This is a genomic window from Methanofastidiosum sp., assembly GCA_020854815.1.
Taxonomy (GTDB): Archaea; Methanobacteriota_B; Thermococci; order Methanofastidiosales; family Methanofastidiosaceae; genus Methanofastidiosum.
In genome coordinates this window covers 1-19,688 of the sequence record JAHKLW010000004.1, presented here as the reverse complement: position 1 = coordinate 19,688, position 19,688 = coordinate 1, and the positions used below count along the sequence as shown (strand labels likewise).

Below are 19,688 nucleotides of genomic sequence, written 5' to 3'. Positions count from 1 at the left end.
CTCATATTAACTTCTTTAATCTAGGAATTAATTCTTCAATAATCATATAAGGATCTTTCTCCCTATTTGCTATCTTTTTTGCAAGCTCGTCCATTTCTTTTTCACTGACCGTACTATACAGATTTTTAATAAATAGATTCTGGAGTATGTTAAATAATTCAGTTTTCTCTCTTATTATCCTCCTTTTTTCATGATGTCCAGAATCAAATAAAAAACTATTATGTTTCTTAATTTCATCATAAAGCTCATTTGCCCCATCATCTTTATTTCCAAATGTTTTCATTATTGGAGGATTCCAACCTTCTTCTTTGTCTGAAAGTTCTAGCATCATTCTGATTTCCATGATGCACTTCTCAACACCTTCAATATCTGCTTTATTAACAGCAAATATGTCTCCTATTTCCATAATCCCAGCTTTTAGTGTTTGGACACTATCTCCCATGCTCGGGACAGAAACAACTACAACAGTATCTGCTACTTTAACAACATCAACTTCTACCTGCCCTGCGCCAACAGTTTCAATAATAATTACATCTTTTCCGAAGGCGTCTAGTGCTTTGATTGTGTTTCCAGTTGCTTCTGACAATCCTCCGAGATTTCCTCTAGTAGCCATACTTCTAATAAAAACTTCTTTGTCAGTATAGTGTTTTTTCATCCTTATCCTATCCCCAAGAATAGCCCCTCCAGTGAAAGGGCTAGTAGGATCTATAGCAACAACTCCAACCTTTTTTCCTTCATTTCTATAATAAGAGATTAATTTATCAACAATGCTACTTTTGCCAGATCCAGGAGGTCCAGTTATTCCTACAATATGGGCTTTGCCAGTCAGATAATGTATTTTAGGAATTATATAAGCAGAAGAAGAGGAATCATTTTCCATTAAAGTAATAATTTTTCCAAGTGCTCTTCTATCTCCTTTGATCATCTTTTTAATTAGTTCGTCCAAGGAGTTCATTTTAGGCACTCTTTAAAATTTATTCGTCATTTCTTTAATATATGTGACAATGTCCCCAGTATTAGTCCCAGGCCCAAATATTTTTTTCACGCCGATACCCTTAAGGTAAGGCATGTCATCTTCAGGTATTATGCCACCACCAAAAATAGGAATATCTTCTGCACCTTCTTCCTTTAGGAGATCTATAACCTTTTTAAACAGGTGATTGTGTGCCCCTGATAAAATACTAAGCCCTATGACATCCACATCCTCTTGCAATGCTGTTTCGACAATGCTTTCGGGAGTCTGTCTGAGTCCAGTGTAAATTACTTCCATTCCTGCGTCCCTCAAAGCTCTAGCAACTACCTTTGCCCCTCTATCGTGGCCATCAAGCCCAGGTTTTGCTATTAATATTCTCAATTTTTTTTCTGGCAATAAAAGCCCTCCATTTTCATATAAAGAATATATTCTTAAAATAGTTTTCGGTTAGCACGTATCTATTATAAGAATCATTACATTATATTAATTTAAATTTAAATTTATCAAAAAAGATTAATTAATATTTAGTCTTCATCGTAGTCTTCTTCAGGAATGAAGAGAGGCTGCTCATCGTCTCTGTCCTCGACGGGAAAGTTAATTTGTGGTTCAATTATGTATATCTCCTCCATTTCATTAAAAATGACTGGCAGTGTTTTTACTTGTCCAGAAAATAAGTATCAGCATGGATATATAAGACTTATCTCTAATTTATCTACGATATTCTAAGTTGTAATATTTACTTTATAGGTATTCCCTGTAACCGTTTAATTGTAATAAGATTTATATATCTTAAATATAGTAAGTTATTATGAAAACTCTTGTGGTTTATTATTCTAGATCTGGGAATACTAAAAAATTGGCGGAAGAGATTTCTGATAAAATGGTATGCGACCTAGAGGAAATAATAGATATTAAAAACAGAAAAGGAATAATAGGGTGGCTAAAATCAGTAAGAGATGCACACTCTAAAAAATTAACTACTATAGGGGAAACAAAAAAAGATCCCTCTAGATATGATGTAGTTGCCATTGGGACTCCAGTATGGGCTGCGCTAATGGCGCCTGCAGTAAGAACCTATATCAATGAAAACAAAGGCAAATTTAAGAAAGTTGCATTCTTTTGCACATGTGGTAGTTCCGGCGATGTAAAAACATTTGGAGATATGGAAGATTATATTGGAATTACACCACTATCAAAATTTACCATTACGGGAAAAGATCTTAAGTCAAATCGTGATGAAAAAATAAAAGAGTTTATTAAAAGATTAAAATAAATATTTAATTTTTTAATATTAAGTAATTAATTGTAAGTTCCGAGATGTCTCCTGAGTATTCGCCTGTTCTTCTAATACTTTCAACAATATAAATGACCGGGAATGCTTCAATGCCAAGGTTCAATGCCTTGTTATTTATATCTTCACATTTTTCCAGTAATTTCTCTACAGACTCAATATTTTCATTTGCCTTTTTGATATTCTTCCTGAAATGAGATTCAAAGCTGTTTGAGAAGATTTCAAGGGCCAAAGTACTTGCAGATTCTATATCTTGAATAATTTCTGGATTGAGCTTACCTATAGCTTTTACAACATTCTCTCCAAGGATAGCAGCGTGATCACCAATTCTTTCTAAAATCCTGCTAATCAAAAAGTAATAGCTTGCTTCTTCTTGACTCAAACCCATTTTCTTTGAAAGCATCATGTCGGTGAGAATTACATTATACTGATGCGTGGCAAGCCAGTAGAGCCTATCTACTTCAAAATCCCTTGAAACAACATTTTCAGCTAATTCTTTGTTGTTAATTTTTAGAGATTTAATTGCGTCCTTATACATGCTTTCAACAAGAGAATACATCCTCTTGACTGTCTTTTCAAAAGGCATTTCCATTGGGCTTAATAGATCTTTTATAATGAAAAGATTAGACTCTTCATCAACAATCTCAGGGCCTATTGCAATTTGCGTGAACATTCGGATAGATTCTCTAATCTGAGGAGGCATTATTTCATTTGACCTTATTGCAATATCGGAGTATCCCATAACATAAGCACCCACAAGAAGTCTAAATAGAAATGTTTTATCAGTATCAGAATCAACAATAAACTCCTTTTGTTTTCTTTTTTTTTCAGTTACTTTATCCGTTGTTACAAGCAGAGTTCCATCCTTTTGAACTATGAGGCCTAATGAATCATTCTTCTTTATGTTTAATGATTTAATCCACTCTTTAGGCAAGGTAATAACATAAGAAGAACCACCAGTAATCTGAACCTTTCTTATTTCCATTTAATCGACTTATTGATTTCTATTGAGTTTATAAATATTACTGCATAGTTTTTTGATAATATATAGATATATAGAGAAAACAGTTTGGTATGTATACTTATATACTCTAAGTCGACAAGTATTATAAAAGATCAAAATTTAATTAATTCGGTGATTAACCATGGATAAAAGAAGGATAGGAGTATTTGGATTATTGATGGCCGTTATTGTTTTCGGTATGGTCTTTTCCGGCTGTACTCAAAATACATCAACACAGTCATCAACAGTAAAACTTAACCAGACAGGATCAAGCACAGTTTTGCCTTTGGCAATAGCTTGGGCAGAACAATTCGAAGGTGCACTGATATCTGTTTCGGGTGGAGGATCAAGCCACGGATTAAATGCTCTTCTTAAAGGAGAGGCAGATTTAGGAGATGCAAGCAGGTTAATGAAAAGTTCTGACTATAAGAACGTAGGTTGTGATGAAACATTAGTTTCTTCAGATGGTACTGCATCAGCTGCTTGTAATGGAGTTCTCCCAACAAAATGGATTGTAGCTTATGACGTGTTAGCTGTAGTAGTTAACAAAGAAAATACATGGGCAAATGAACTTACATATGACCAATTATACAAGATTTTTACAGACGATAGTCCTGCAGTCTACTGGGATGAAGTTCCCGGATTAAAAGAAAAGGGAGCGCCACACGAAAAAATAACAATATATGCACCGGATGAAGCCAGCGGAACATACGATTACTTCTTTGAGAGCATAATTAAAGACTGGGGAAAAGCAACTCAAGTTGCAAAGACAAGACTTGAAGCAGGCGATGGAGTATACAATCCAAGTGCAGATGACAATGTAATTTTAGACGCAATAAAAACAAACAAGTATTCAATAGGATACTTTGGATATGCATATATCATTGAAAATCCTGGGCAGTTACAAGTTGTTAAAATTGCAAAAATATCCGGAGATACATTTGTTGAAGCATCAATTGAAAACGTAGCAGATTATCCAATGGCAAGACCCCTTCATATATACACAAACGGCATCCCAAACACTAACTCTGAAAAGGGAAAAGCTATAAATGCATATCTAAAATACATCTTAAGTGAAGAAGGACAAACAATAGTACCGCAAGTTGGATATGTAAAAGTATCCTTAGTTGACCCAACAATAATGCCGGCACAACTTTCAAAACTTAATTAAGAGTGGCCTACATGTTAGGTAAAGTCAATAGAGCATACTTCAATGGAAATAATCCATTTCACAAAAAGGTGGATCTAAAAGAATCTTTGATAGTTAAGCTGATGTTTATTGCAGCAAGTCTCGCAATAGTCGTTAGTCTAGCTATCTTGTATACGTTGATAAATGGCTCTATTGACTTTTTTTTGAGCCCTAAAGTAAGTATTATTCAATTTTTTATTGGAACAAAATGGACTCCAAATGGAACAGATCCAAGTTTTGGTATTTTACCTTTATTGTCGGGTACAGTTTTAATCGCCGGGGGCTCAATTTTAATTGCAACGCCTCTCGGATTAGGGGCTGCATTATACCTTACTCAATTTGCAAATAAAAAAGCAAGTTCCATAGCTAAGCCTATTATTGAACTTTTGGCCGGTATACCTTCTATAGTTTATGGATTTTTTGCCCTTATTGTAATAAGCCCTATATTAAGAGAATATTTTGGTGCCAGTTATTTTAATGCTGCAAGTGCTATTATTGTAATGGCTGTAATGATTCTTCCAATAATTGTTAGCGTCTCAGATGACTCATTGAGAGCTGTTCCGAGAGAATTGAAAGAAGCAAGCCTTGCAATGGGCGCTACAAAATGGGAAACAGCAATTAAAGTAGTAATGCCTGCAGCTTCAAGCGGTATTATTGCTTCGATACTACTTGGCTTGGCAAGAGCTCTTGGAGAAACAATGGTTGTGGCACTAGCCGCAGGTAATGTCGCAAGACTTACCTTCAATCCCTTAAGTCAAGTTCAAACTATGACTGCTTACATAGCCCAAGTAGCAACTGGTGATATACCTCCTGGATTAGCTGTTAGTGCTGCATTTGCCGTTGGCCTTGTTTTATTTGCAATTACATACATAATTAATTTTATTGCAGGACGTGTTGTCTTAAGGATTCAGAATGCAGGAAAAATAACTTCAAATAAAAAAAATAAATTAATAATGCCAATAAAAAATAAAACAAAAGTTAAAATTACTACTTCAAGAAACAATAATTTAGAAATTAAAAAAATTCAATCAGAAGATACTTTAGACTTTAGACATAAAATTGCCAAATTGGGAATTCTTTCTGTGGGGTCGTGTTTAATCTTTGCAACAGTTTTCTTAGGGGTATTAATGGTTTCTATTTTAGAACAAGGATTGCCCAAAATTAATCTAAGTTTTTTAACTTCATACCCTAGTGCTAATCCTTCTATAGCAGGGATATACCCTGTAATTTTAGGATCAATTTATCTTGTTGGACTAGCTATGATTTTTTCCCTACCAGTAAGTGTTGGAGCTGCAGTATACTTGACTGAATTTGCAAAAGATAATTCATATACCCGTATCTTAAGAAGACTAATCCAAAATTTGGCAGGAGTACCTTCAATAGTTTTTGGGCTAGTTGGATTAACGGTATTTGTTCGTCTTTTTGGATTTGGAACCAGTGTTTTAGCCGGTAGTTTAACTTTATCCTTGATGATTATGCCAGTTATTATAGTTACTACGGAGGAATCTCTTAAAGCAATCCCTCAATCTTTTAGAGAGGCTGCTAGAGGACTTGGGGCTACAAAATGGCAGACCGTTAGGCACCACGTAGTTCCTTATGCATTGCCAGGAACCTTAACTGGATCAATACTTGCCCTTTCTAGGGCGATAGGTGAAACAGCACCTATTCTGTTCATAGCTTCAGTTTTTGCTAAAGTTCCTCCAGGAAGCATATTTGATGGATTTTTAGCATTACCCGTCACAATATTCTTCTGGACTAGACACCCTAAAGTAGAATTTCAAAATCTTGCAGCAAGCACAATTATTGTATTGTTAGTGATTTTATTCGCAATGAATCTTATAGCAATAATAATACGTCAACGTTCACAATCTAATAGAGATTGGTGATATTATATTAACTTCTATGGTGATAATGGATGGAAAATAAAGAAAAAAAGAAAGATGGATCATTAGTTATTTCCAATTTGGATGTTTATTATTCCGATAAACTTGCAGTCAACAAAGTTTCCTTAAACATCCCAAAAAATAAAGTAACAGCCTTCATCGGTCCAAGCGGGTGTGGGAAAAGCACATTACTTAGAGCTCTTAACCGTATGAATGAAGAAATTTTAGGCTGTAGAATGAATGGTAAAATAATTTGGAAAGGAATTAATATCCTTGATCCTAAAGTTGACCCTGTTGCATTGAGGAGTAAGATTGGCATGGTTTTCCAGAAACCAAATCCATTCCCGCGCTCAATATATGATAATATTGCATACGGACCTAGAATACATGGCATTAAAAATAAGAATGATCTCAACGCCATTGTAGAAAAAAGTTTGAAGGATGCTGCAATATGGGATGAAGTTTCTGATAGATTAGAGGAGTCTGCAATGGGATTATCAGGCGGCCAACAACAGAGACTTTGCATTGCGAGGGCTTTAGCTATTCAACCAGATATTATTTTAATGGACGAGCCATGCTCTGCACTTGACCCAATAGCAACGACAAAGATAGAGGACTTAATAGATGAATTAAAGACGGATTATACCGTCGTGATTGTTACACATAACATGCAGCAGGCTGCAAGAATAAGTGATTATACAGGATTTATGTATTTAGGTGAACTTATAGAATTTGGGGATACTCAGCAGATATTTGAAAATCCTAAACATGAATTAACTGAAAAATATATAATGGGAAGATTTGGATAGGTTGGAAAAATGAGAGAAAAATTTGTTGAAGAATTAAGGCAACTTAAATCAGATGTAGTTGAAATGTCAACCCTCTCTAAAGAGATGTTAAAAGAATCCCTTGATGCCCTTAAACATTCAGATATTACTATTGCAGAAAAAGTAATCAGCCAAAGAAGAGATATTAGAGAATATGATTATAAAATTGAAGATGATGCACAAAGATTAATAGTCTTGTATCAACCAGTCGCCAGAGATTTGAGGGCTATAATAGCTACCTTGAAAATGAACACTTATCTAACAAGGATTGGGATATACTCTAAGGATATATCAAAGGATATAAGAGAGATATCCTTTAACAAAGAGTTCCCTAGACTAAAAAGCGTGATCGTCATGGGGGACATTGTTTTGGGCATGCTGGATGATGTTATCAAAGCATATCAAAATGAGGATTTGACCATCATTGACGACATGTGGAAAAGAGACGATACAATCGACGATCTTTTTCATACAATACTGCGCGAATGCATATCTTACATGATTGAAAATCCTAAAAGCATAAGTTATTATACTCATTACATGCTGATAGCAAGGTATCTTGAGAGATGCGGAGATCATGTTTGTAAGATTTCAGAAAAAATACACTATATGGTTAATGGTGAAAGAATCATAATCAAATAATATTAAACGAAAATCTTATAAGTGATATTTTTAAACATGGACTTATTGGGGTCGTGGGGTAGCTTGGCCTATCCTTCGAGCTTTGGGAGCTTGGGACCTGAGTTCAAATCTCAGCGACCCCACCATTTAATTCTTTAACTTTATTTTGTCATAGAGAATACTCTAGCTTTTTTTCAATATCTTTTTTAACTAAAGTTTCACCGAAACTCTTAAATATAAAACATTAGAATAAAAAATTAATTGATAATAAGACATATGTCAAGATTTTTATTATAAAGGTGTTTATATGTTTGAGAAACTAGTGGATTATGCCAAAGTAAACAACCAAATTAATCCTGAACTATATCCTAAATTTGATGTTAAAAGGGGATTAAGAAATGAAGATGGGAGTGGAGTATTAGTTGGTTTGACTAAAATATCGGACGTAACAGGTTACGAAAAAAAACACGGAGTTTTCACCCCACTCGAAGGTAGGCTTGCATATAGGGGGATAAAAATTGAGGACATAGTAGAAGCTATCTCAAAAGAGAATAGACATGGATTTGAAGAAATAATTTTTCTCCTGCTTTTCGGAAAATTGCCCACATGGGAAGAATTAGAGTATTTCAATGAATTAATGGTGAGCAACAGAGATTTAGCCGTTAATTTTACTAATGATGTAATCCTCCACTTCCCAAGTAACGATATAATGAACAAGCTTGCAAGAAGTGTTTTAGTTCTTTATGCCCTAGATAAAAAAGCAGATGACATCAACATAGAAAATGTTCTTAGACAAAGTGTTGGATTAATAGCTAAGTTTCCATCAATTGTTGCATACGCTTATCATGCCAGGAGACATTATTTTAAGGGTAGAGACCTCATATTGAGGAATCAAAACCCCGAATATTCCGCAGCAGAAAACTTTCTTTACATGTTGAGAGAAGATGGCAATTTTACAAAGCTTGAGGCCGATACACTTGACATTCTTTTAATTTTACATGCAGAACACGGCGGAGGAAATAACTCATCATTTACAGTTCATGTAGTTAGTTCATCTGGAACAGATACATATTCTGCAATATCTGCAGGCATAGGCTCTCTAAAAGGGCCACTGCATGGCGGTGCAAATAAAAGTGTCATGGCAATGATGAAAAATATCAAGGATAATGTTAGAGATTGGGAAGACGAAGAAGAAGTAAAAGATTACTTAAAAAAAATCCTTGAAAGAAAAGCTTTTGATGAAACGGGTGTCATTTATGGACTAGGGCATGCAATTTATACTAAATCAGATCCAAGAACAGTTATCCTAAAGAAGAAGGCAAGGGAACTTGCAAAGGATAAGAGAAAGATGGATGAATTTAAGCTGTACGAGCTTATAGAACAGGTTGGGCCTGAAGCATTCTATGAAGTAAAGAAATCTAACAAAGTAATAACTGCAAACGTTGATTTCTATTCAGGATTTGTATACAACTGTCTTGACATACCTAAAGAGCTCTATACTCCCCTATTTGCAATGGGCAGAATCCCTGGTTGGTGCGCCCATAGAATTGAAGAATTGATTTCAGGTAAGAAAATAATTAGGCCTGCATATGCACATGTTGGTGATTTTATTCCTTATACTGAAATAGGTAAGAGGATATAAAATCCTCATTTTTTGTTTATCATTTTTCTAAAGGTGAAATCTTACGCACTTAATTTCAGTCATCTCTTCTACAGCGTATCTAGGTCCTTCTCTACCATACCCCGAGCCCTTCAATCCGCCGTAAGGCATTAAGTCTATTCTAAAAGTTGGAACATCGTTTATCATGACCCCGCCAACGTCTAAATTATCAATGGCATAATATGCATTTCTGACATTCTCTGTGAAAACGCCTGCCTGTAATCCATATATCGAGTTATTTAATTTACTCACAGCATCTTTGAAATCGCTAAAAGGTATGATGGCAAGAGTTGGGCCAAATGTTTCGTCCTTAACTATCTTCATGTCTTCAGCTACATTTTCTATTACAGTTGGTTTTAAAATAAATCCTTCTCTTTCACCACCGCAAAGAATTTTGGCGCCTTGGGAAGCTGCTTCATCCAACCATGATTTGACTCGGACTATTTCTCTTTCATCAATCATTGGCCCAATATCTGTTCCATTTTCTAGGGGATCTCCTATGATAAGATTATTCGCCACATCAACAATTTTTTTCTTAAATTCTTCGTAAACACTTTCATGAACATAAGCTCTTTGGCAATGAATACAAACTTGACCAGAGTAACCAAACGCACCTACCTTAACAGCAGACACAGCTTTGTCGATATCCGTTTTTTCATCAATAATCACTCCAGAGTTGGAACCTAGTTCCATCGAAAGTTTCTTTAGTCCTGCATTACTTGCTATTCTTTCTCCTATTAATTTACTTCCTGTAAATGAAATTTTTCTAATCAGAGAATTTTTGACTAGATAGTTTTCAGCATCTTCTGCAGAACATACAACAATATTAAGCGCATCTTTTGGCAATCCGGCTTCTAACAGGATCTCCCCTAAAAGTAATGAAGTCAAAGGAGTTTTTGATGCAGGTTTATGTATCACACTATTCCCAGCGGCTATTGCAGGCCCTATTTTATGGCACACAAGGTTTAGAGGAAAGTTAAAGGGAGTAATGGACAATACAATACCCACTGGAACTCTTATGTAAAAACAATATTTATCGGAACTTGTAGGCGCAGCATCAAAAGGTATGACTTCTCCGCCGAGCCTCTTTGCTTCTTCAGCAGACAATATAATTGTCTCATGTGCTCTTGATACCTCTCCTTTTGAGTATGAAAGAGGTTTTCCACTTTCTAAAGCCATTGTCCTAGAAATTTCATCTTTTCTTTTCAACATCAACTCAGCAGTTTTTGTCAGTATTTCGTATCTTCTGTGGCGGCTTAAATCTTTCATCACTTTACTTCCTCTAACTGCAGATTCAACAGCTTCCTTTAGGTGCTCTGAAGACGCCTTAGATACATTATCTATGGCTTTTCCAGTATAGGGATTTATCACTTCTATGTAATTATTCGTATCAATCCATTTTCCACCAATTAGAATATTTTTCATAAGAATCAATGGCTCTAAATCATATTATTTTAAAAGATTTTGTAGTCGTGGCAATGATAATCATTATTAATTATCATTATAATTAGTCATTATTAACCGAAAACTTTATATATAAATTAAGATAATTAATCATTAATGATAGTTGTTGTAGCAACTATCATGCATCATCTATGAAAAAATACATCATTGCCGTGGAAATGCGCGATTTCACTTGGTAATGACAAAAGGGCCCTAAAGAATCCCCTCCTTTACCTGAAAATGGCCTCAAAGGAGGGGGTTCCCAACATTTCTAATCTAAATTTTATAATAATACTCGATCATAATCCATTTTACCTATACCAATCTTTTCCCCTTCAATAGTTTGTATTTCCGGATCTGGCCTCCCATCTATCATAAAAGTATCTTTCTTGGCATCATCTAAAAATGCTTTGTCAATTGCAACTATATCTTTTGATAGATATATTCCAGTATTCTCTCTAATAGTTTTTCCTGGAAACGGCATACAATCACAATACTCTACAATATTTGCGCCCCAGTTTATTGATGACACATTTTCCTTTCCTATGACTTTGAATAATCCTTCAACAGCTATTGGAAGAACTTGTTCCAGTTTTTGAAGTTCTGATAGTTTTATAGCACCCCTTGTACAAGCTTCCATACATCCTGGGCAGTGCATACAGTCATCTCTTTTTTCGAGAGAAAGAATTCTTTTTCCATTTTTTATTGTAGGTATCTCTCGATCGCAAATATCCTTGCAGGCATCACATCCATCGCAAAGAGCATCATCATAGCAAAAATTAACAAATTTATGCATTGCAAGTTTTGATTTTTTTGTAACACACCCCATAGCAACATTTTTTATAGATCCCCCAAATCCAGTTAATGCATGGCCTTTGCAATGACTGAACACAATCATCTTGTCAACTTCTTTGAAAAGATTGGGCAAGAATATTTCATTTAAAGGGCCTCTGACCTTAACGGAAAATCCTTCATCTTTACCTAAACCATCTGCAACTATAAAAGGAGCTCCTATATTGGCTAAAGAAAATCCATGATAAAAGGCGTTTTTTATCATACCCACAGCAGAGAACCTATTTCCACAATAGTATGTTGTCGTGTCTGTGAGAAAAGGCTCGCATTCTCTTTCCAAAAGTGCGGATACTAATTCCTTAAGATAAAGAGGATGGACATGCGCCGGATTTTTATATTCTCCTACATGAAGTTTAATCGCAACCCTATCTTCTTTATTGATATTATCTAGAATATTACTTTTTCTTATAATTTTTTTAAATTTGCCAATCATGTCTGAGTCTTGCCGCCAGGGAACAAAATATACATTTGCCATATATATCGATACTAGTATGTATTTTTATTATTTTCTCCGCTTTTCAACGAAAATTTTAAATAGTTATATTCGCTATTTAACTATATGTTTGAAGATGCGAAGGAACAACTTGCTAAGATGATGGCGGGGGAAGTTGTTTTATCTGATGATCCTGGGCAGACATTGAGGAAATGGCGTGAGATTTTTGGCATATCCCAAACGGATTTGGCCCATCATTTATTTATCTCTCCTTCTGTTGTAAGTGACTATGAGGGAGGTAGGAGAAAATCTCCGGGTTCTTCAACAATTAGAAAAGTTGTTGAAAGCCTGATAGAGATCGATATTAACAGAGGCGGAAAGATAATTCATTCATTCAGCCACAGATTTGCTAAAGAAGTAATAAGCGATGTAGTACTTGACCTTAGAGAATTTCCAGTTCCAATATCTCCAAAAAAGCTTATTGATGCAATTCAAGGGGATATTCTGGTAAATGAAGAGTATTTGGGAAAGGAGGTCCATGGGTATACGGTTATTGATAGTATCAAAGCTATTCTTAATTTAAATTCTGAAGAATTTCTTAAACTTTATGGATTATCTTCAGAAAGGGCTTTGATATTTACTAAGGTATCAACGGGGAGATCCCCAATGATTGCTATTAAAGTACAGGGCATAATTCCATCAATAGTTGTTTTACACGGGGCAAAAAAAGTTGATGAAATCGCAGTTCAATTGGCCGAATTACAGAAAATACCCCTTATTCTATCTCCAATAGAAACTCTTGAAGAATTATTAACAGGGTTAAGGTCACTATAATCTACAATCTGTATCTTATAATTGCAGCAATACCACCAAATGCTTTAAGCAACTGATTTCCCTCTTCGGTTTCTGTAGAAATTACTTCTACTTTTGTATTTCCTTCTTGGGCCAAATCTGCCAACTCCTCTAAAAGATCTACTTTTTCTTCTATATTTAAGCTAAGATTACTACATTTTTCACACTGAATGCTAGAGATTTGTTGTTCTAATTTAAATAACTCTTCGTCTGTCCCTGTCTTTTCAGTTAGATCACCGCACGATCCGCATTTTATCTTAATTCTATTTTTGTTTAATCCTTCGGAGAGTAGTAATAAATCTACAGCACCGGCCTCTAAGTATTTTCTAACTTCCTTTTCTCCATAAGCTGCAAGACTATCATTTTTAATTAATTCCTTAAGAAATCTGGTCACAATATCCTTTTCTTTTGTTATGTCCAAATTCTCTAAAATTTTTGACCCCTTATCTACAAGCTCGTTTAATCCAAAAAGTTCAGTGTATGCTGTATCTACAACTCCCAATATTTTTTTCCTAAGTTCGTGGTGTAAATATTCCGCCTCTTCAAATTCATATTTGGTATACCCACCACCACCAATAAGAATTCCCTCTAGATTGGGCTCTGCTAAAAAAATTTCATTCGCGTTATGGGCAACTGTCTCTTTGAAATCATCAGCTGCAATTTCTCTTAACCTGGCAAATCTCACTGAAGACTGTCCACCAGCCCTGAACTTTCCAGGAACTCTTGATACCATATGTTTAAGTAGCTCTACCTTTTTACCTCTTAGAAGACCTATACTTGCTTCCCCTCTTTCAACAATGATTAGACCAAAGACTCTTTTATCCTCAATCATGTCAAGTAGCGGATCAAGAATAAACTGCTGATCGCATCTGTATATTCTTACCGATATTGGGTCAGGAGGATTAAGTGTAAAGAGTTCTATCTTCGGATTTCCTTCATCTTCAGAGATATTGCCTGAGAAGATAATAAGTCCATTAGGCGGAGTCATTTTATATAATCTCAAGTGCTGCATTACCCTTTCTAGAGCAGAAAGAACGTTTTTCCTAGTTCCTTTAGATTTAATATTTGTAGCAGTTCCTTGCTCATCTTTAATCTGCGCAGCTACTTTAGAAATTTCATATCCCGCAGGGATATAAACTGAAACAAGTTCTGTATGTCTGCCCCTAATCTTTGAAAGAAACTTGAGCTGCTTCTTAAGCTCATAGAGCTCTTTGTTATCCATAATCAAGAAATGATAGAAAATATTTAAAAGTGTTCCTACATCTTGCAATAGAGTGGACCAATGAAAAAACAAGTCTTCATGGAAATCTACAAGTCTATAAATACAAGAGACGATGTACCGGAACTATCGAATAAATATGGAATCGAAGAAGACGTTTTGCTTTCAATATTATCTCAAAAAACAGTCAGAAATGTTAAGAAAGATTATTACCCTATAATGAATAGAATTCGAGAAATCGTGAAGCTATGGGATAAAGGCCTCTCCTTCTTTGACATAGCTTCAAAGTTATCCTTTTCACCAATATTAATTGCAACGATGATTCTTAAGGAAAAGGGCATTAATAAGAAAGATATCAAAAATATTATGCATAATCCAGATTCAATCGATGACGAAAGAATAAAGAATGAAATTAAAAAAGCGATTGACTTTGATATTGCTTATTCACCTCAATCCTCTAAAATTCAAAGAGAGAATGGTAAAAATGGTGAAGAAATGTTAAAAGTTTATCTGGATAAAAAAGAGATTCAATTCTTAAGGGAAGATGATTTAAGAAAACTAGGGTCTGGTAAAACTCCCGATTTTCTATTAAAAAAAGCAATTAAAATAAGAGGTAGAAAAGTATTTTGGTTTGAAAGCAAGGCTAGTTTTTGTGACTATATAGAATTTAAGCAGGATTATAATAAACAGTTAAAGCATTATGTTTCTCTTTTTGGCCCTGGCATAGTTGTTTACTGGAAAGGGTATATTGACGACATTATTACAGATAAAAGAGTCTTAGTAGTTGACAAAGATTTCTTTGAAAAAACGTTTACTTCTTTTGAATACGTATAGAAGGCTCGTATTGGTATCTCATATATTCATAGCTCATGTTTGAAATACTACCATCATCAGAAATCTGAATAAATGCTACCTTTGGATTTTTAAGTCCTGCACTAACTTTTAATTCTTCTATCGCTGTATCAAGAGTGCCTACTCTGTCAGCAAGTTTGTAAGAAACTGCTTGGGTACCGCTCCATATATTTCCGTCAGAATATTTTAGAACTTCTTCAATTGAGAGATTTCTTCCTTTTGATACAACATAGACGAATCTATCAAAATCTTCATTAATCATATTCTGGATATTCTCTCGATCATCATCTGTCAAAGGTCTCCAAGGAGCTCCAAGATCCTTATCTTCGCCAGTTTTAATTACTTCTATTTTTATACCAAACATTTTGAAGTATTCTGTTAAATCTTCATGGACATATATTACTCCAATACTTCCCAAAATGGCATCAGGTTTTACTACTATCTTATCACTTGCAACTGCCAAGTAATAACCACCAGACGCAGCAACCCCTCCAACATAGGCAACAACAGGTTTTCTCATATTCAATCTTTGGACCTCATCGTAAATTTCTGTCACTGCAGAAACTCCACCACCTGGGCTGTCAAGCCATAAAACTACGCCGCCTACTTCTCTATCCTCAGCAAGCTTTCTTAACTGGGAAGTAATGGGCAAGACATCTTCTTGGTCCAATATCCCAAATATCCTTACAACTGCTATGTTACCATTAAGGGGGATATTCTCATTCTTTATTCTGTCAATTTCTTCTCTTAGTCTCTGTATTTCCTGATTTTCCATCGACTCTTGGGATTCGTAGGCAGAAAGTTTGGATTTTAGAATATCAATTTCTCCGCTGCTTGACACACCACCGTTGCCTGAGGATATGCCAATATCGTCTAAATTAAAATTACAACCAATTGTTGCTGTTATAAGAACTAAAATAGCAAATATTAAAAATAAAAATTTATTATTATATTTCATTTTAGATTTTCACCTTAAAATGTATCACTCTTTTTTCTTCTTTGAAGTCTTTTTCTTTGCTTTTGATTTCTTTGGTTTGGCCTTTGTCTCTTCCTTAGTATCCAGGTCTTTCTGCACTTCTTCAACAGTTGATGCGAGTTCTTTTAGTTCGCCATTCATTTCTTCTTTGGCGGCTTTAGTTTTCTTTTTTGGTTTATCTTTTTTCTTTTCTTTTTCTTCTTTTGAATAGAATTTGGTCATGAATACATATGCAGCTGCAAATACGACTATTAAAAGACTACCAAATATTAAAAGCCTGTATTTCTCGAAGAATCCTGATTCCTGACCTTTTTGGATGATTACAGCTGTTACTGTGAAGTATAGAGTTTCACCTGCAAGTGGATGATTGAAATCAACAACAAAACTATCTGCTGTAACTTCAACTACTTTACCTATTTGGTTTTGATATATTATATCGTCTCCAACTGATGGATTTACTCTTATTACATATTTGTTGCCTGACTCGATAACAGTTGCCATTCCAAAAATTGTTTCTATTTGTTTCTGTGGCAGCGCCTCTACTTTCATAGTTGTGTCAGTTACTTCAAGCACCATTAAATTTCCGTATTCAGTCGGTAAAAGATCGCCAACTTTGGGGTCGTATCTTAATACTATAGTTGAAGCTTTAATCTCTGTTATTGTAAAAGTTGCAATCTCATTAGTTATAGTTTTTCCAACTTCAGGCTTATGTTCTATGACGACATCTGTTCCGGTAACTTGAACAACTTGGCCTGGCCAATCTACTAAGTCGATGACCATACCAACTGTGGGCTGTCTTTGATATCGGTTAACAAATGAGCTAATTGTAGCCTGGAAAGTTCTTGGAATTTCTTCAAATCTTGTAATCTCTTCAGTTTTTGGTATTTCTTCTAAGATTTTTGTCTGGCTAAACTTTAAGTTAGGATCTTCTGGGCCATAACCCTGTTCGGGAGGTATTGCAAGAGTCTTTGACTCTCCTTCCTTCATACCTAAAAGCCCATTTTCAAATCCAGGAATAGTTGATCCGTCTCCTATTTTCAATGTTAAAGGCTCATAAATTCTCTCAGCATTGTATATTCCTGCGCTTTGAGCTTCATTTAAGATGGATGTATCAAAAACTGTTCCATCTTGAAGTTTTCCAATATAGTCAACTTTTACCGTATCTCCTTTTTCAACCTTTTTTTCTATGGCACAACCTGCCGAAAGGAGTAACATTGCCGTTAAAATAACTATAAAAATGTACTTTTTCATTAACTCACGTATATCAATGCCAATACAATCATTTATAAGTCTTTCTTTGGAAACTTTTTCAGGTGAGTAGATGCTATGCGATGTGAAAGATCTTTCACTTTCCGAAAAAGGGAAGCTGAGAATTGAGTGGGCACAGAGAGAAATGCCTGTATTAGCACTAATTAAAGAGGAGTTTAAAAAAAATAGTACACTTAAAGGTTACAAAATTGGATGCTGTCTCCATGTTACAACGGAAACAGCAAATCTAATGATCGCTTTAAAAGAAGGGGGTGCTGAAGTTTTTCTTTGCGCTTCAAATCCCTTAAGCACTCAAGATGATGTTGCCGCATCACTTGTAAAGGATTATGGAATTTCTGTTTTTGCCATCAGGGGTGAAGAGAGAGATACATACTACGACCATCTAAACAAGGTATTGGATGCTAAACCAAATATCACAATGGACGATGGAGGAGACCTTGTTTCTACGATAATGAAAGAAAGAAACGATGTTCTTTCAGAGATAATAGGTGGTACAGAAGAAACCACAACCGGCGTAATCCGATTTAAGAGCATGGAAAAAGAAGGCGTATTGAAATATCCTATTATAGCTGTAAACGATGCCATGACAAAACATTTCTTTGATAATCGATACGGCACAGGGCAGAGTACTCTAGACGGGATTATAAGAGCTACAAATGTCTTGTTAGCAGGAAAAAACTTTGTCGTTTCAGGATATGGATGGTGTGGCAAAGGAGTTGCTACGAGAGCAAGCGGCATGGGTGCAAAAGTCATAGTTACTGAAGCTGACGCTATCAAAGCTATAGAAGCAACAATGGATGGGTTTCAGGTAATGAAAATGGAAGAAGCATCTAGGATTGGGGACATCTTTGTTACCGTAACAGGAAATATCAATGTTATACGAGAAGAACATTTTAGAAACATGAAAGACGGCGCCATTGTTGCAAATTCAGGTCACTTCAATGTTGAGATTGACATAAACTCTCTAGAAAAATTATCTTCATCAAAAAGAGTAATTAGAGATTCTGTTGAAGAGTATACATTACGAGAGGGTAAGAAAATATACCTTCTTGGGGAAGGCAGATTAATTAATCTTGCCGCAGCAGAAGGACATCCCGCTTCAGTCATGGACATGAGCTTTGCAAATCAGGCTTTGTCAGCAGAATATCTTTCTAAAGAAGGTAAAAAACTTGAGAATAAAGTTTATCCCGTTCCTCTAAACATCGATAGAAGAATCGCCACTTTAAAGCTAAGATCAATGGGCATTTCAATAGACACCTTGACAAAAGAGCAAGAAGAATATCTTTCTTCTTGGACCGCAGGAACATAGATTATATTCTATTCTTTTTATAGGGGTAGCTATAAATACTCTTATTTATTCTTTTTATAAGGGGGATTTAATGTTATTTAAGATTAAAACACTTGATATTGAAGCGACAGATTATCCTCTTGTTCTAATGCACAAAGATGATGCTAAGTTCATCGGAGTCAGAAGATTGGGCAGGGTTAATGTCAAGTTGGGCAATGAAGAATTTGTCGCCGTTGTAGATTTAACAGAAAAAGTAGTGACAAAGGGTGAAATAGGGCTTTATGAATACTTATGTGATAAATTAGATTTATCATGTAGTACTAATGCTGAAGTAACGTTAGCCCCTCCCCCAGATTCTGTTCATTTCATAAAGAAAAAATTAGATGGTGATTCTCTATCCAAAGAAGAGCTGTATAGTATAATCCAAGATACAGTTGAAAATAGATTAAGTGATGTTGAGCTTTCTGCCTTTGTGTCTGCAATTTACACAAGAGGGCTTTCTAATGGAGAGGTAATTAATCTTATCAATAGTATGGTAAATACCGGCCAAACTTTGGATATTAAAAGAAAACCTATTTTTGATAAACACTGTATAGGTGGAGTTCCGGGGAATAGGACTACTATGGTGATAGTTCCTATCCTAGGTGCCGCAGGTTTAACTATTCCTAAAACATCCTCAAGAGCCATTTCAAGTGCAGCAGGAACAACAGATACAATGGAGTTACTATGTGATGTCAGCTTTCACAAAGATGAGATTGAAAGGATTGTCGATAAGATAGGGTGTTGCATAGTATGGGGCGGGGGAGTCGATTTAGCGATAGCCGATGATAAATTGATAAAAATAAGGAATCCTCTTGGATTAGACCCCCAATCTTTACTTCTTGCCAGCATACTTGCAAAGAAAAAAGCCTCGGGATCTGAAAAAGTAGTTATAGATATCCCCGTTGGTAAAAATGCTAAGATTAAGGATGCAAATGTGGCAAAAAAACTTGCAAGAGATTTTATTACCTTAGGTGAGATACTAGAAATGGAAATAAAGTGTATGCTTACATACGGG

Annotated in this window: 18 protein-coding genes and 1 tRNA gene; 11 read left to right on the top strand and 8 right to left on the bottom strand. The window is 35.2% G+C overall.

Features of this window, described 5'->3' with window-relative positions; all coding sequences use genetic code 11:
* Window position 1: 1 nt before the first annotated feature.
* A complete protein-coding gene (meaB, locus tag KO464_00375) occupies window positions 2-955 on the bottom strand; it encodes a methylmalonyl Co-A mutase-associated GTPase MeaB (protein MCC7571829.1) in 954 nt (317 codons plus the stop codon).
* 12 nt (window positions 956-967) lie between these two features.
* Complete coding sequence (locus KO464_00370; protein ID MCC7571828.1) at window positions 968-1,369, bottom strand: cobalamin B12-binding domain-containing protein; 402 nt, start codon at window positions 1,367-1,369, stop codon at window positions 968-970.
* A gap of 412 nt (window positions 1,370-1,781) precedes the next feature.
* On the opposite strand from KO464_00370, the gene KO464_00365 reads away from it, so the two are divergent.
* Entirely contained in the window at window positions 1,782-2,246 is a 465-nt protein-coding gene (locus KO464_00365) for a hypothetical protein (protein ID MCC7571827.1), read from the top strand.
* Between the two features lie 4 nt (window positions 2,247-2,250).
* On the opposite strand, the gene KO464_00360 is transcribed toward KO464_00365, so the two are convergent.
* Complete coding sequence (locus tag KO464_00360) at window positions 2,251-3,249, bottom strand: phosphate uptake regulator PhoU (protein ID MCC7571826.1); 999 nt, start codon at window positions 3,247-3,249, stop codon at window positions 2,251-2,253.
* A 160-nt stretch (window positions 3,250-3,409) separates the two neighbouring features.
* Between KO464_00360 and KO464_00355 the strand changes: the two genes are divergently transcribed.
* The 6 genes from KO464_00355 to KO464_00330 all read left to right on the top strand — a co-directional run bounded on the left by KO464_00355 (window position 3,410) and on the right by KO464_00330 (window position 9,429).
* Window positions 3,410-4,438: a PstS family phosphate ABC transporter substrate-binding protein gene (locus KO464_00355; protein MCC7571825.1), complete on the top strand. Its 1,029-nt coding sequence runs from the start codon at window positions 3,410-3,412 to the stop codon at window positions 4,436-4,438.
* Window positions 4,439-4,449: 11 nt separating this feature from the next.
* On the top strand, window positions 4,450-6,342 hold the full coding sequence (gene pstA / locus KO464_00350; protein ID MCC7571824.1) for a phosphate ABC transporter permease PstA: 1,893 nt from the start codon (window positions 4,450-4,452) through the stop codon (window positions 6,340-6,342).
* A gap of 29 nt (window positions 6,343-6,371) precedes the next feature.
* Window positions 6,372-7,148, top strand: a complete 777-nt coding sequence (locus tag KO464_00345; protein ID MCC7571823.1) for a phosphate ABC transporter ATP-binding protein — start codon at window positions 6,372-6,374, stop codon at window positions 7,146-7,148.
* A 9-nt stretch (window positions 7,149-7,157) separates the two neighbouring features.
* On the top strand, window positions 7,158-7,808 hold the full coding sequence (gene phoU / locus KO464_00340) for a phosphate signaling complex protein PhoU (GenBank protein ID MCC7571822.1): 651 nt from the start codon (window positions 7,158-7,160) through the stop codon (window positions 7,806-7,808).
* A 47-nt stretch (window positions 7,809-7,855) separates the two neighbouring features.
* Window positions 7,856-7,933, top strand: a tRNA-Pro gene (locus KO464_00335).
* Window positions 7,934-8,094: 161 nt separating this feature from the next.
* Complete coding sequence (locus KO464_00330; protein MCC7571821.1) at window positions 8,095-9,429, top strand: citrate/2-methylcitrate synthase; 1,335 nt, start codon at window positions 8,095-8,097, stop codon at window positions 9,427-9,429.
* Window positions 9,430-9,456: 27 nt separating this feature from the next.
* Here KO464_00330 and KO464_00325 read toward each other — a convergent pair whose 3' ends face one another.
* On the bottom strand, window positions 9,457-10,872 hold the full coding sequence (locus KO464_00325; protein ID MCC7571820.1) for an aldehyde dehydrogenase family protein: 1,416 nt from the start codon (window positions 10,870-10,872) through the stop codon (window positions 9,457-9,459).
* Between the two features lie 301 nt (window positions 10,873-11,173).
* Window positions 11,174-12,217, bottom strand: a complete 1,044-nt coding sequence (locus KO464_00320) for a DUF362 domain-containing protein (protein ID MCC7571819.1) — start codon at window positions 12,215-12,217, stop codon at window positions 11,174-11,176.
* 84 nt (window positions 12,218-12,301) lie between these two features.
* Here KO464_00320 and KO464_00315 point away from each other — a divergent pair, with 84 nt between their 5' ends.
* Entirely contained in the window at window positions 12,302-13,009 is a 708-nt protein-coding gene (locus KO464_00315; GenBank protein MCC7571818.1) for a helix-turn-helix domain-containing protein, read from the top strand.
* A 1-nt stretch (window position 13,010) separates the two neighbouring features.
* Here KO464_00315 and prf1 read toward each other — a convergent pair whose 3' ends face one another.
* Window positions 13,011-14,249 carry a peptide chain release factor aRF-1 gene (gene prf1 / locus KO464_00310; protein ID MCC7571817.1) on the bottom strand — a complete coding sequence of 413 codons (1,239 nt, stop codon included), beginning with the start codon at window positions 14,247-14,249 and terminating at the stop codon, window positions 13,011-13,013.
* A 60-nt stretch (window positions 14,250-14,309) separates the two neighbouring features.
* Between prf1 and KO464_00305 the strand changes: the two genes are divergently transcribed.
* The gene (locus KO464_00305; GenBank protein ID MCC7571816.1) at window positions 14,310-15,080 is read left to right on the top strand and encodes a C15orf41 family protein; all 771 of its coding nucleotides are present in this window, start codon (window positions 14,310-14,312) and stop codon (window positions 15,078-15,080) included.
* Here KO464_00305 and sppA read toward each other — a convergent pair.
* Entirely contained in the window at window positions 15,058-16,056 is a 999-nt protein-coding gene (sppA, locus tag KO464_00300) for a signal peptide peptidase SppA (GenBank protein MCC7571815.1), read from the bottom strand. The two genes, KO464_00305 and sppA, sit on opposite strands and share 23 nt — an antisense overlap.
* 24 nt (window positions 16,057-16,080) lie before the next feature.
* Complete coding sequence (locus KO464_00295) at window positions 16,081-17,289, bottom strand: FKBP-type peptidyl-prolyl cis-trans isomerase (GenBank protein ID MCC7571814.1); 1,209 nt, start codon at window positions 17,287-17,289, stop codon at window positions 16,081-16,083.
* Between the two features lie 106 nt (window positions 17,290-17,395).
* Between KO464_00295 and KO464_00290 the strand changes: the two genes are divergently transcribed.
* Together KO464_00290 and KO464_00285 are read left to right on the top strand one after the other, a co-directional pair.
* Window positions 17,396-18,652, top strand: coding sequence for an adenosylhomocysteinase (locus KO464_00290; GenBank protein MCC7571813.1), 1,257 nt, complete (start codon window positions 17,396-17,398; stop codon window positions 18,650-18,652).
* Window positions 18,653-18,722: 70 nt separating this feature from the next.
* On the top strand, window positions 18,723-19,688 hold a 966-nt coding region (locus tag KO464_00285; protein ID MCC7571812.1), incomplete at its 3' end, for a hypothetical protein.

What these genes read in the sequence shown, in the direction of transcription:
- meaB (MCC7571829.1), bottom strand. Translation starts at nt 955, where the DNA reads ATGAACTCCTTGGACGAACTAATTAAAAAGATGATCAAAGGAGATAGA.
- KO464_00365 (MCC7571827.1), top strand. Translation starts at nt 1,782, where the DNA reads ATGAAAACTCTTGTGGTTTATTATTCTAGATCTGGGAATACTAAAAAA.
- KO464_00360 (MCC7571826.1), bottom strand. Translation starts at nt 3,249, where the DNA reads ATGGAAATAAGAAAGGTTCAGATTACTGGTGGTTCTTCTTATGTTATT.
- KO464_00355 (MCC7571825.1), top strand. Translation starts at nt 3,410, where the DNA reads ATGGATAAAAGAAGGATAGGAGTATTTGGATTATTGATGGCCGTTATT.
- pstA (MCC7571824.1), top strand. Translation starts at nt 4,450, where the DNA reads ATGTTAGGTAAAGTCAATAGAGCATACTTCAATGGAAATAATCCATTT.
- KO464_00345 (MCC7571823.1), top strand. Translation starts at nt 6,372, where the DNA reads ATGGAAAATAAAGAAAAAAAGAAAGATGGATCATTAGTTATTTCCAAT.
- phoU (MCC7571822.1), top strand. Translation starts at nt 7,158, where the DNA reads ATGAGAGAAAAATTTGTTGAAGAATTAAGGCAACTTAAATCAGATGTA.
- KO464_00330 (MCC7571821.1), top strand. Translation starts at nt 8,095, where the DNA reads ATGTTTGAGAAACTAGTGGATTATGCCAAAGTAAACAACCAAATTAAT.
- KO464_00325 (MCC7571820.1), bottom strand. Translation starts at nt 10,872, where the DNA reads ATGAAAAATATTCTAATTGGTGGAAAATGGATTGATACGAATAATTAC.
- KO464_00320 (MCC7571819.1), bottom strand. Translation starts at nt 12,217, where the DNA reads ATGGCAAATGTATATTTTGTTCCCTGGCGGCAAGACTCAGACATGATT.
- KO464_00315 (MCC7571818.1), top strand. Translation starts at nt 12,302, where the DNA reads ATGTTTGAAGATGCGAAGGAACAACTTGCTAAGATGATGGCGGGGGAA.
- prf1 (MCC7571817.1), bottom strand. Translation starts at nt 14,249, where the DNA reads ATGGATAACAAAGAGCTCTATGAGCTTAAGAAGCAGCTCAAGTTTCTT.
- KO464_00305 (MCC7571816.1), top strand. Translation starts at nt 14,310, where the DNA reads ATGAAAAAACAAGTCTTCATGGAAATCTACAAGTCTATAAATACAAGA.
- sppA (MCC7571815.1), bottom strand. Translation starts at nt 16,056, where the DNA reads ATGAAATATAATAATAAATTTTTATTTTTAATATTTGCTATTTTAGTT.
- KO464_00295 (MCC7571814.1), bottom strand. Translation starts at nt 17,289, where the DNA reads ATGTTACTCCTTTCGGCAGGTTGTGCCATAGAAAAAAAGGTTGAAAAA.
- KO464_00290 (MCC7571813.1), top strand. Translation starts at nt 17,396, where the DNA reads ATGCTATGCGATGTGAAAGATCTTTCACTTTCCGAAAAAGGGAAGCTG.